The following is a 12,998-nucleotide window of genomic DNA, read 5'->3' on the forward strand; positions in this document are numbered from 1 at the left end:
CAAATAGCTGAATATAACTATAGTTAAACTCTCCATATTATTGAGGTGAAATTTTGTGGTAGGTTTATACTAGAGGCAATTTTATTTTTTTGGAAGGAGTTATTCGTATGAAGAATAAACTTCAGGAATGGATTATTGAGACGGATATAATTAAAATGCAAGAGGCTCTGGAAGCAGGTTTAATTACCTCAGAGGATATAGTTCAAGTATATCTGGAGCGGATCCAAAAATACGATATAGACATAAACTCTATTTTAGAAATAAATCCAGAGGTTATACAAATCGCGCGAGCACTCGATAAAGAACGAGCAGAAAAAGGGAGCCGCGGGAGCCTGCACGGTATTCCTATTGTATTGAAGGATAATATAGACACCGCGGATAAGATGCATACGAGTGCCGGTTCTGTAGCTTTAGCTGGATCAATTGCGGCAAAAGATTCATTTGTAGCGGCCAAGCTTCGATTGGCGGGGGCTATTTTACTTGGGAAGGCGAATATGTCGGAGTGGTCTAATTTTATGTCTAGTACAATGCCTGCGGGATATAGCTCGCGGGGAGGGCTTGTACTGAATCCGTATGGACCTGGGACGGTATTTGTCAGTGGTTCCAGCTCTGGGCCTGCGGCAGCCGTAGCAGCGAATCTGGCAGCAGCAGCGATCGGAACGGAAACCGCAGGATCTATTGTCGGTCCAGCCAGCCAACATGCTCTTGTCGGAATCAAACCTACGGTGGGATTAGTGAGCCGTACTGGAGTCATTCCCATTTCAGTAAGCCAGGATACCCCTGGGCCTATAGCTAGAACGGTTACAGATGCGGCAATTATTTTAGGGGCGTTAACCGGAGTGGACGCCAACGATTCAGCAACATTTTCAAACGAAAAATACGCTTATACAGACTATACTTCAAGTTTAGATAAAAGCTTTTTACAACAAGCAAGAATAGGTATTCCACGGCATTATTATAAGCATTTAGACGCTGAGAGGCTTGCAATTATGGAAGCAGCTATCTTGACCTTAAAGAATGAAGGGGCTACCATTATAGATCCTGTCACAGTACATGTTGAACAACAGAATTGGAATAATGATGTGATTTGTTATGAATTTAAAAAAGGGCTCAACCAGTATTTAGCACAAGTAGATGATTCCGTTCCGATTCACTCTTTGCAAGAATTGATAGCCTATAATGAAAGACATGCTGAGATTGCCCTGCGATATGGGCAAGACACCCTGACGAGATCAGAAGAAGTAACTTTAACTGAAGAAGTCTATCAAGAGAAGAAACAAGAATACAAGGAATTAGCACTTGAGCAAGGAATAGATTATGTGTTGGAACAATATGGTTTAGACGCCTTATTGCTGCCTGGTGATGTAGATGGCATGTATATTGCGGCACGCTTAGGTTATCCATTAGTTACCGTTCCGGCGGGATATGTATCTCAAGGCATTATTGATGCGGATGGGGATTCGACCAAGGGACCTTTTGGTGTTGTTTTTTCCGGAAAAGCTTATAGCGAGCCTACGCTCATAGCCTTAGCATACGGGTTTGAACAAGCTACGTATCACCGGATTCCTCCTCAATTGGAGTAGAATTAGGCTAACTTAGAATAGAAGGAAGCGATCAGTTTGAAGTATTGCCTGGAATGTGGGACAGAGTTAGTAATGAAAGAAAGTGAAGGGGAAGGGCAGGTACCTTATTGCAATGCGTGTGAAATGTTCCGATTCCCTATTTTCAGCACGGCGATTAGTACAGCAGTATTAAACAGGGAGAAAAACAAGATTTTATTAATTCAGCAATATAATCGGCCAGACTATATATTACTCGCAGGATACGTGAACAAAGGTGAAGATGCGGAAACGACTCTCGTACGTGAGGTAAAAGAAGAGGTAGGACTTGATATTGTCGCTTATGAATATATGCGCAGCTTGTACTTCGCACCATCCAATACGCTAATGCTGAATTTTATAGGTGTTGCAGATTCGGAGGACTTGAGCCAGGTGAGTACTGAGGTTGATCATGCTGAATGGTTTACCTTGGAAGAAGCCGCCAGAGCGATTAAAAAGAACAGCCTAGCCGAAACCTTCTTACTGGCGATTATTGAGAAATTGAACGCGGGACAGGTACAGGTCAATCCGGTAAAAGGAACGGTTTAAAATGTAAGTCTATAACTCAAAAGTGTTTATGAAAAAGCAGAAAGGAGCCCGGAGGCTCCTTTTTGTTTTTTCATGCAAGGGGGTACTTAATTAAGCTTATACACACGAGCTTCATAAGGACGAAGTTGAATTGTGTTTAGTTCTTCTTCTGGATTTACTTCGTAGTTGGCAATAAGCAATTCCTTCGCTTGGAATTTCACAGTAGAAGGAAGTTCGAAGGTCGCGGGCTCTCCGAAGAAATTCAATACAACCAGTAGCTGTTCTTCTCCAAGAGTACGCAGATAAGCATATACCTGTTGATTCTCCTCAGCCAGAATTGTATAACTTCCGTATACGATAATCTCATGCTGCTTACGCAGCTCAATTAGCTTCTTATAGTAGTGGAAAATAGAATCGGGATCTGCCAGAGCCTGCTCCACATTAATATCTTCGTAGTTAGGGTTCACAGCCAGCCACGGTGTGCCGGTGGTGAAGCCTGCCTGCGGTTCCGAGTTCCATTGCATCGGCGTACGGCCATTGTCCCGACCTTTGATGTAAATGGAATTCATGATTTTTTCTTCCGAGTGACCGGCAGCCAAGTATTCCTTATACATATTTAGAATTTCAATATCCTTGTAGTCATCGATGGAAGCAAATTGTACATTTGTCATGCCGATTTCTTCACCTTGATAGATGTAAGGTGTACCTTGGAGTGTGTGAAGCAGTGTTGCCAGCATTTTTCCAGACTCTTTCGGGAACAGCTTATCATCCCCAAAGCGGGATAACATACGCGGCTGATCATGGTTGTTCATATACAAGCTGTTCCAACCCTTACCGTCCAGTGCAACTTGCCACTTGGAAATAATGGACTTAATGTCCGCCAGTTTCCAAGGCTGTACATTCCATTTACCTCCAGGACCGGAATCGACGTCCATGAGCTCGAAATGGAATACCATGTTCAGCTCGTTTCGATCCTCGGAAACATACAGTGAAGCTTCTTCTGGAGTAACATTAACAGCTTCGCCCACTGTCATGATATCGTACTTGGATAGCACCTCACGGTTCATTTCCTGCATATATTCATGTACGCGGGGACCGTTAACGAAATAGTCTCCACCGAAGTGGTAAGTAGGCTGTTCTACGTTACTTTCCGTAGAAACGCTAGGTAATTCCGGTACTTTGGAGATCAGGTTGATCACGTCCATGCGGAATCCGTCAATTCCTTTATCCAGCCACCAGGTCATCATATCGTAGATTTCCTGGCGCAGTTTTGGATTGTCCCAATTCAGGTCTGGTTGTTTTCTGGAGAAGAGATGGAGGTAATATTCTTCCGATTTCTCATCCAATTCCCAAGCCGATCCGCTGAAGAAGGAGCCCCAGTCGTTAGGCGGCTGTCCGTCCTTACCAGGACGCCAGATATAATAATCACGATAAGGATTATCCTGCGATTTGCGGGACTCCACGAACCAGGCATGTTCATCTGAGGAATGGTTGACCACAAGGTCCATAATCAGCTTCATGCCGCGGCTGTGAAGTCCAGCTAGCAGTTCCTCCCAATCGGAGAGCGTTCCGAAATCATCCATAATACTTTGATAATTACTGATATCATAACCGTTATCGTCATTAGGCGACTGGTACACTGGGCACAACCAGACTACGTCGACACCAAGATGATTTAGATAATCGAGTTTCGAGATAATCCCTTGCAGATCACCAATGCCATCCCCGTTACTGTCTTTGAAGCTGCGGGGGTAAATTTGATACACTACGCTTTCTTTCCACCATTTCTTATCCATGTATAACTCTCCTATCTCTCTATATAAATCTTAGTTATTTAATGGATCCAGATGTTAGTCCACTGATAATCCATTTTTGCGCGAACAAATAGACCACGAGCATCGGGGATAAAGCAAGCAGATACGAAGCAAAGGCTAAGTTGAAATCTGTGCTGAATTGACCTTGGAAGACATACTGTACAAGCGGAAGTGTGTATGAATCCTGATCACCTAGCAGAATCAACGGCAGCATAAAGTCATTCCAAGTCGACAGACAGGAGAGGATACCAATTGTTGCACTGACCGGAGCAAGAAGTGGGAAAATAATCTTCCAGAACGTTCCGAATGTCGTCGCACCATCTACTGTGGCAGCTTCCTCTAGCTCATAAGGAATAGAGCGGATATAGCCAGTGTATACAAACACGTTAAAAGCCAAGCCATAAACAATGTATAGAATAATAAGACCCAGAATGTTGTTCATATGCAGATCCGTTGTCACTTTGACCACAGGCAGCATAATAATCTGGAAAGGAATAAACATTGCGCTGATAAAATAAAAGTAGAGCGCTTTGAAGAATTTTCGGTTCATATTGCGGGCAATCGCGTAGGCTACCATGGAGTTGGTAAGCAAGATGAACACTACTGATGTTATTGTGATCGTGGCGCTATTTCCTAAGGCGTTGAAGAAATTGGTTGCCTTAATGGCATTGGCGAAGTTCTCAAAATGCAGGCCAGTCGGCAGTGAAAAGATGGATTGAGCCATTTCCTCGGGATTTTTTAGCGCGATAGCAATAGTCATGTACAGCGGAAAAAGGATCAGTAGTGAGCCTAGCGCGATAAGAATCGTTGCAGGCCAGTTGCTTGATTTTTTGATCATAAGTCCATCTCCCGTTTCTGCAGAAATTTAAGCTGAAGGGCGGAGATCACAACGATCACGATAAAATAAATCACGGCGTTCGCCGATTGATAGGCAAATTCTCCGCCTTGGAAGCCGCCTGTATAGATTAAGTGGGCAATGGATTGTGTTGAACGTCCAGGTCCCCCACCTGTCAAGGCTACGATTTGGTCGAATACCATTAAGCCGCCCTTCATCGCCAGCACCATGTTGATCGTGAAGAAGGAAGCAAGCATTGGAAAAGTAATGCTCCAGAATTCTCTCCAGCGGCTAGCGCCGTCCAGATTGGAGGCTTCGTAAAGATCTTGCGGAATGGTCTGTAGACCTGCCAGATAGAGAATCGTGTTATAAGCAATTCCCTGCCAAACGGCTACAATGACGATACCGATCCAGGCCCAATCGGAGTTGCCGAGAATGTTCTGCGAAAGGAATTCGCTGCCAAGCTTCTCGCCCCAGATAGGGAATACATTTGCGAACAAATAGTTGAAAATAAAGCCGACAATCAGCACGCTGAGGATATTTGGCAGGAAATATACACCGCGGAAAAAGTTTTTGGCTTTAATCTTGGCGTTAAGCCCAAGCGCAATCAACAAACTGATGATGTTGATGAGAATAGTTGTTAAGATGGCATATTTAAAAGTGAACACATATGAATTCAGCACATTTTCATCTTGAAAAATGTTAATGAAGTTCTTAAATCCTACGTAATCAAAGCTGTCACTGAAGCCGTCCCAGTTAGTGAACGAATAATAAATACCCTGCAGTGCAGGAAAGGTGTGAAAGGCAAAGAAAAGAAGCAATGCCGGTATAGTCATTAGATAAAAGGCGACTCGGCGTTTGGCCATCATGTAATCCTCCTTGGAAAAGAGAAAGAGAAGGGGGAGTCCCGTTCTCTTTCTCGGCTCTTATTTGTCAGGTCTCGTTATTTCCGGTCAGCTACCTTATCCCATTCTTTATCAAGCTGTTTCAGGTACGCATCAACATCTTTCTTTTGTAGGAAGGCTTGATTGATGGTATCCACTTTCATTGCACTTGGGATGTAGTGGTCCGCAAAGTCGGCCAAGTTACCTGAGGTAAATGCTGCTTTGAAGCCGTCCATTGTTGGATCATCTTGAGTTACACCTTGCACAGCTGGGAATGCTTTTTGCTCGTTAATGTAGAGGCTGACATTCTCAGGCTGGAGCAGGAATTCAACGAATTTTTTAGCTTCTTCTTTATGTTTAGTGCTCTTAGAGATAGTCAACAATGTGTCTACGCCAGAAATGACCTTATTGTTAGCAGCATCATTTGTCGCTGGGAAAGGGAATACACCAAGCTCAATGGATGGATTAGCCTTCACGATTTCTGGAATCGCCCATACCCCTTGCAGATACATTGCAGATTCACCTTTAGCGAAAGCTGTGTTGCCGTCATTGTAGCCTTTTCCAAAAATATCTTTTTGACCGAACTCCGTCAGCTTAAGCAGCTTTTCAGCAATTTCGGTGAAGCTGTCTGCGAAAGTCACAGTACCTTCAGCACGTTGCTTGAAGAAATCATTGCCTTTAATGATTGTAGAGAGGGAGTTGAACGGCGTAAGGGTTGTCCAGGAATCCTTAAGGGTCAGGTAAAAAGCATTTTTACCGCTGTCCTTGAACTTTTGAGCGACGGCAATGAACTCATCCCAAGTGGTTGGCACGGCAACGCCGGCTTCAGTGAACATCGCTTTATTGTAAATGACACCACTTGCGTTCGAAGAGAATGGAAGACCATTCAGCTCGCTCGAACCCGTCAGGTCTTTCAGCATTTGAACATAAGCAGGCTGGATATTTTCAGCAAGTGGATCACTTGAGAAGTCTTCAAACAGACCACTTCCGGATAATGTTTTGTAGGTGTCAGTGGCACCGATACCGACCACGTCAGGGATGTCTTTTTTAGCTGCACGAGTCTTCAGCACTGTTTCGGCATCCGGTGGGTTCACTTGAGTGACTACGATGTTCGGATTGGCTTCATTAAATTTCGCAACCAGCTTGTCGAAGGTGGCTTTGGCTTCGGTCTTATTTTGGAAAAACTCGATTTTCACCTTGTCACCGGAGGAGTTCCCGCCGCTAGATGTGTTGTCAGCCGCATTGTTACCACTATTGCTACCGCAGGCGCTAAGCACGGACATAGCCAGTAGACTAACCATTACGGGTTTAATTGTTTTTTTCATGATAAATCCTCCTAATAATGTGTTGGTATTATGGTGAATTTGATAAGAGTAAACGTTTACGTTGACGGCAAACTTAAATGATGTTCGTGTTCTTCTAAGCGACGGGTATGCAATAAAGTGAACAGTAAACGTTTACGTAATATTGATAAAAAGACTTAGGTAAGCGATCTTACCGTTTGTCTTTCCACAATTGTGTGATCGACAATCTGGCTGTTGACAGACTCGCCTGTTTCAATCATCTGAATGAGCTTCTCCACGGCGATCTTTCCAATATCGTACAGCGGTTGGCGTACTGTTGTTAGAGGCGGAATAACCATTTTGGCTAATCCAAGATCGTCATATCCCATAATGGAGATATCCTCGGGCACGCTTAGACCATTTTTGATAACGGTGGAGAGGGCACCAATCGCCATTTCATCACTAGCAGCAAAAACGGCAGTCACATCAGGCGCTTGCTCCAAAAGAGTCTCCATAGCTATACTTCCGCTCTCATACAAAAAATCTCCGTAAGCAAGATAGCGGCTGTCAAAAGGAATACCATTTGCTTCAAGCGCATGCTTATAACCTTCTGCTCTTGGCGCACCAGCGATAAGATCGCTAGGGTTTCCACTAATCATGGCTATTTTGCGGTGACCTTTTGAAATTAAGTAGAGGATAGCGTCAAAAGCTGCTCGATAATCATCTACTTTCACATAAGGGACCTTGGCAAATTCTGTTTGGGAAGAGACCAATACAACGGGGATCCTCATGGTTTCGAGCACATCGTAATATTCTTTCTTAAGGACTTCACTAGAAAAAATAATGCCATCAACCTGTTTCTCTCTCAGGAGCTGTAAGTACTTCAACGTTCTTTTACCGTCCTGATCGGTATTGCATACCATCACACTGTAGTTCCGGTCATTGGCCAATTCTTCAATACCTTTGAGCAGATCGGAAGAGAAAGCACCAGAAACACTAGGGAACATAACACCAATGGTTTGTGTACGCTTATTGATTAGACCCCGGGCAATCGCATTGGGTTGATAACCAATTTCTTTGATCGCCTCATTTACCTTTTGTTTCGTTTTGTCCGAATACCCACTTAAATTGTTTAGCACGCGAGAGACTGTGGCAATGGAAACGTTCGCTTTCTGTGCAACATCTTTAATCGTTGGGTTCATTCCTATGAGCTCCTTAAACTACGGTTATCCTTGAATTAAACGCTTACGCTGATGAGAGTAAGTTATGAAAGAAGAGAACGTAAACGCTTACTCCGAATATAAATGCTGGTAGGCGCTTTTGTCAACTGTACTTAAAAAATAAAAAAATGATCAAAACTACGCAAGAGCAGTAATCTTTTTAATAGGAATGAAACCAATGAATATACCAAAAATTTACTTAGAAATATCGGAATTGACAAAAGAATATTGGAGGTCTAACATTTAGAGAGTAAACGCTTACGTAAAATTTTTAAATATGGCATGCAAGCCTTGGTTATAATGATTTACTCGGATAAGGAGTTGCATTTATGAATATTTATCTCGAGATTCCGGATGTGGATAAGCACTTTCCTTACCGCAGTTTACTCTGCAATGGTGATACGTTGTGTTATCCGCATTGGCATAAAGAAATTGAAATTATTTATGTTACCAAAGGAAGCCTGAATCTGGGAATTAACGATACCCCTATTCACATGGAGCAAGGCGAGGTTCAGTTTATTAATGGTGGGGATGTGCATTATTTTCTCTCTTCACCTGAGAGTGAACGGGTAGTGATTCAATTTGACCTGAATTTGTTTCAAGAAGTAGCCGCTTTGAACGGTAATGACTACTCACTTCGTGAGGTCTTTACGCTTATGGAGTATTCCAGTTCTAGATGGCCCGTGGCAACTGCCGCGAAGGTCAAAGGGCTGATTGAGAGTATTTACGAGGAAGATGTACAGCGAAGAGAAGGGTATGTTTTTCTAATCAAGGCTAGATTGTTTGAACTGCTGACCGTTATTCTACGGGAGGTACCGAAGAGTCCGATCAAGAAACAGCCTAAGTTCTCGGAAGATACACTGAATCAATCCAGAGAAACACTGGAGAGACTAGAGCGGATTTTTATTTATGTGGAGCAGCATTATCAGGAGGCTATTTCGCTGAATGAGGTAGCTAATTATATGGGTTTTAGTCCTTATTATTTTACCAAATTGTTCAAGAAAAACACGGGCATGACCTTTATCGCATTCTTAAACGAATACCGGCTTAACAAAGCCAAATGGATCTTGATCAATGAAGATCTGCCGATGTCTGCCGTGGCGGAAGCAGCCGGGTTTGGCAGCGTGAAGACCTTCCATCATTTTTTCAAGGAAGCAACGGGGATATCCCCGCTGAAATACCACAAGACAATATTCGGGAATAATACAGCAAGATTACAGGAAGAAAGCCCTTCTTCAGCTTTGTATGATAGAGATATCAAAACAGGAATAAGTGGAGGTTAGACCAGAATGACTTTAACAGTAGGAATTATCGGCTGCGGAGGTATTGCGAACGGCAAGCACATGCCCGCGTTAAAAAAAGTAGAAGGTGCGCGAATGGTTGCTTTTTGTGATATCGTCGCTGAACGTGCCGAGAAGGCAAAAGCGGAGTTTGGAGATGAGCAGTCCGTAGTTTACACAGATTATAAAGAGCTTCTTAACGATGCAAGTATAGATGTGATTCATGTATGTACGCCGAACATTTCCCATGCGGAGATTTCCATTGCGGCTATGGAAGCAGGCAAACACGTAATGTGTGAGAAGCCGATGGCTAAAACCACGGCAGAAGCACAAGCGATGATCGAGGCCTCAGAGCGAACTGGGAAAAAGCTGACCATCGGTTATCAGAACCGTTTCAGACCAGATTCAGCTTATCTGCATGCGGTATGTGAGAATAATGAGCTTGGTGAGATCTATTACGCCAGAGCTAAGGCTATCCGTCGTCGCGCGGTCCCAACTTGGGGTGTGTTTTTGGATGAAGAAGCGCAAGGCGGCGGTCCGTTGATTGATATCGGCACCCATGCGCTCGATTTGACCCTGTGGATGATGGATAATTACAAACCTAAATATGTCGTGGGCAACGCTTATCATAAGCTGTCCGGTCGTAAAAATGCTGCGAATGCATGGGGCCCGTGGGATCCTGAGAAGTTTACAGTTGAGGATTCCGCCATTGGATTCATCACTATGGAGAATGGGGCTACCATCGTCTTAGAAGCAAGCTGGGCACTGAATACACTCGATGTCGGTGAGGCCAAAACGGTACTTTGTGGGACTGAAGGCGGAGCAGATATGGAGAAGGGTCTGCGCATTAACGGAGAAGCCTACGGTAAAACCTTTGAGAAGCATATCGGTCTGGATGCCGGTGGCGTCGACTTTTATGATGGTGCAGGAGATGATCCTGCGGTGATAGAGGCAGCTCAGTGGATTGACAGCATTGTAAATGACACCGAGCCTGTAGTGAAGCCGGAGCAGGCGTTGGTTGTGACTCGCATCTTGGAGGCTATTTATAAATCCTCTGAAACTGGTATGCCTGTGTTTTTTGAATAATCAAGCAAATTCGATGGTCATAGATAAATATGAACTAGGAGCGTGTCTCAAGTGACAAGAGTAACCGTATGGAATGAATTCCGTCATGAACGTCAGGAAGAAAGAATTCTTAAGGTCTATCCGCAAGGTATTCATGGACAACTGGCAAGTTTTCTGCAAGAGGCAGGACTGGACACTCAGACAGCTACGCTGGATGAACCAGAGCACGGACTGACGCAAGAGGTATTGGATAACACGGATGTACTGATCTGGTGGGGACATATCGCCCATCATGAAGTAAGTGATGAGATTGTAAACCGTGTACATGCGCGAGTGCTGCAAGGTATGGGACTTGTAGTGCTTCATTCGGGCCATATGTCCAAAATCTTTATGAAATTAATGGGCACCAGCTGCGATCTGAAATGGCGTGAAGCTGAGGAGAAGGAGCGCCTGTGGGTCATGGACCCAAGTCACCCGATTGCTGAGGGCATTGGTGAATACATCGACTTGGAGCAAGAGGAAATGTACGGTGCGCATTTTGATGTGCCAGCACCAGAGAGTCTTGTATTTGTCGGCTGGTTCGAAGGCGGCAACGTCTTCCCAAGCGGATCGACCTACCGTAGAGGCAGCGGGAAGATCTTTTATTTCCAGCCTGGTCATGAATCTTATCCAACCTATTACAACAAGGATATTCAAAAAGTTATCATCAATGGGGTGAACTGGTGTGCACCAACGAAACGTGACTATCCGGTTTACGGACATTCTGAAGCCTTAGAGCCTATCAAAGAAAAGGTGGTCGTATAAATGAAATTAGGCGTATTTGATCCTGTATTTGGAAGCTTGAGTCTTGACGAGATGCTAGATAAAATCGCCGCCGCAGGTTTGAATGCGGTAGAGATCGGCTCGGGCGGTAATCCCGGCAATGCTCACTGTCCGACAGATGAGCTGCTTGCGAGCGAGTCAGCACGTCAAGAATATTTGGAAAAGTTCACGAAACGTGGCATTATGATCAGTGCCTTCAGTTGCCATAATAACCCGATTTCACCAGATAAAGAAGAAGCCCGCGCCGGGGATGAAATTCTCCGTAAATCGATCAAGCTGGCTTCACTCATGGGTGTTAAGGTCGTGAACACTTTTTCGGGAACGGCTGGGGACAGCGATGAGGCAAAAGCACCGAACTGGCCAGTCACACCTTGGCCTACCGTGTACAGCGACATCAAAACCTGGCAGTGGGAACATAAGCTGATCCCTTACTGGAAGGAAATCGGCAAGCTGGCCGAGGAGCATGACGTTAAGATCGGCATCGAGCTGCATGGCGGCTTCCTGTGCCATACTCCTTATACGATTTTGAAGCTTAGAGAAGCAACCTGCGATGCTATCGGAGCTAATCTGGATCCGAGCCATCTGTGGTGGCAAGGTATTGATCCTGTAGGTGCTATCAAGATTCTCGGTAAAGCTGGCGCGATTCACCATTTCCATGCCAAGGATACTTACTTGGATCAGGACAACATCAATATGTATGGTCTGACCGATATGCAACCTTATGGCGATGTGCAGACCCGCGCATGGACCTTCCGCTCCGTTGGTTGCGGCCACAGCATATCTGAGTGGTCAGATATCATGAGCGCGCTGCGCACTTACGGTTATGATTACGTGGTGAGCATCGAGCATGAAGACCCTCTTATGACGGTTGATGAAGGCTTCCAACGTGCAGTAACCAATTTGCAATCCATTCTTATTCATGACCAGCCTCAGGGTATGTGGTGGGTGTAAGGTCGAATTAGAAAGCCTTGATTCTCTATTTAGAGAATCAAGGCTTTTTTTTGCGTGTAATGGGGACGTAGGGAGAGCGGGAGAGCGGAAGGGAGTAGAAACGAGCTGACAAAGAGATAGGGAGGAGGTAGGGACGAGTAGTAGCTAATAAGAAACGAACTAGAAACTAATCAGAAATGTACTGGAAACCAACTAAAAACCAACTAAAAACCAACTAAAAACCAACTAAAAAACTAACTGGTTTGCCAAAGGACTCAGATGCAGCTATTCGCGAGTTTTAGACCTTTTTGAGCAAGTTTCGGACCCGAGAGACCTTATTGTTCCTGAAAAGCAAGAAATTCGAGGTGTTTTGAGCAAATAACTGCGCTGGAGTCCGATAGCATCTCAAAACAGCGGATTTGTTGCAAATAGGGTCTCTGGAGTCCGCAACTAATACGCTAGCTGATCTTCGATTGTAAAACCGTAGTTAGTTTGGTGTTAGAGCGTTAGAAGCGTGGTGGGGTGTGGGAGTAGATAACTGTGCTAAAGGACTCAGATGCAGCTATTCGCGTGTTTTAGGCCTTTTTGAGCAAGTTTCGGACCCGAGAGACGTTATTGGTCCCGAAGAGCAAGGAATTCGAGGGTGTTTGAGCAAATAACTGCGCTGGAGTCCGATAGTATCTCAAAACAGCGGATTTGTTGCAAATAGGGTCTCTGGAGTCCGCGACTTATGCGCTTA

11 protein-coding genes are annotated in these 12,998 nt (G+C 44.5%); 6 read left to right on the forward strand and 5 right to left on the reverse strand.

Going from position 1 to position 12,998, the window contains the following annotated elements:
• The first annotated feature begins 107 nt into the window (after positions 1-107).
• Positions 108-1,583 carry an amidase family protein gene (locus tag MKY54_RS05765; RefSeq protein ID WP_339189885.1) on the forward strand — a complete coding sequence of 492 codons (1,476 nt, stop codon included), beginning with the start codon at positions 108-110 and terminating at the stop codon, positions 1,581-1,583.
• Positions 1,584-1,619: 36 nt separating this feature from the next.
• A complete protein-coding gene (locus MKY54_RS05770; protein ID WP_076186776.1) occupies positions 1,620-2,147 on the forward strand; it encodes an NUDIX domain-containing protein in 528 nt (175 codons plus the stop codon).
• Positions 2,148-2,233: 86 nt separating this feature from the next.
• Here MKY54_RS05770 and MKY54_RS05775 read toward each other — a convergent pair whose 3' ends face one another.
• From MKY54_RS05775 to MKY54_RS05795, 5 genes are all read right to left on the reverse strand, one after another.
• A complete protein-coding gene (locus tag MKY54_RS05775) occupies positions 2,234-3,922 on the reverse strand; it encodes an alpha-glucosidase (RefSeq protein ID WP_076309292.1) in 1,689 nt (562 codons plus the stop codon).
• Between the two features lie 34 nt (positions 3,923-3,956).
• Positions 3,957-4,775, reverse strand: coding sequence for a carbohydrate ABC transporter permease (locus tag MKY54_RS05780; RefSeq protein ID WP_038574152.1), 819 nt, complete (start codon positions 4,773-4,775; stop codon positions 3,957-3,959).
• Positions 4,775-5,641, reverse strand: coding sequence for a sugar ABC transporter permease (locus MKY54_RS05785; RefSeq protein WP_038568998.1), 867 nt, complete (start codon positions 5,639-5,641; stop codon positions 4,775-4,777). Before MKY54_RS05785 ends, MKY54_RS05780 begins: the two co-directional genes overlap by 1 nt.
• A 77-nt stretch (positions 5,642-5,718) precedes the next feature.
• Entirely contained in the window at positions 5,719-6,984 is a 1,266-nt protein-coding gene (locus MKY54_RS05790; protein ID WP_076195171.1) for an extracellular solute-binding protein, read from the reverse strand.
• Positions 6,985-7,139: 155 nt separating this feature from the next.
• Positions 7,140-8,144, reverse strand: a complete 1,005-nt coding sequence (locus MKY54_RS05795; RefSeq protein ID WP_036680403.1) for a substrate-binding domain-containing protein — start codon at positions 8,142-8,144, stop codon at positions 7,140-7,142.
• Between the two features lie 347 nt (positions 8,145-8,491).
• Here MKY54_RS05795 and MKY54_RS05800 point away from each other — a divergent pair, with 347 nt between their 5' ends.
• The 4 genes from MKY54_RS05800 to MKY54_RS05815 are packed head-to-tail and all read left to right on the forward strand — an operon-like array spanning position 8,492 to position 12,280.
• Complete coding sequence (locus MKY54_RS05800) at positions 8,492-9,445, forward strand: AraC family transcriptional regulator (RefSeq protein ID WP_052096809.1); 954 nt, start codon at positions 8,492-8,494, stop codon at positions 9,443-9,445.
• A gap of 6 nt (positions 9,446-9,451) precedes the next feature.
• Complete coding sequence (locus MKY54_RS05805) at positions 9,452-10,528, forward strand: Gfo/Idh/MocA family oxidoreductase (RefSeq protein ID WP_076129559.1); 1,077 nt, start codon at positions 9,452-9,454, stop codon at positions 10,526-10,528.
• 51 nt (positions 10,529-10,579) lie between these two features.
• Entirely contained in the window at positions 10,580-11,311 is a 732-nt protein-coding gene (locus MKY54_RS05810; RefSeq protein ID WP_038569006.1) for a ThuA domain-containing protein, read from the forward strand.
• On the forward strand, positions 11,312-12,280 hold the full coding sequence (locus tag MKY54_RS05815; protein ID WP_076186757.1) for a sugar phosphate isomerase/epimerase: 969 nt from the start codon (positions 11,312-11,314) through the stop codon (positions 12,278-12,280).
• Positions 12,281-12,998 lie beyond the last annotated feature (718 nt).

It is taken from the genome of Paenibacillus sp. FSL P2-0121 (genome assembly GCF_037975345.1).
Lineage (GTDB): Bacteria > Bacillota > Bacilli > Paenibacillales > Paenibacillaceae > Paenibacillus_AQ > Paenibacillus_AQ odorifer.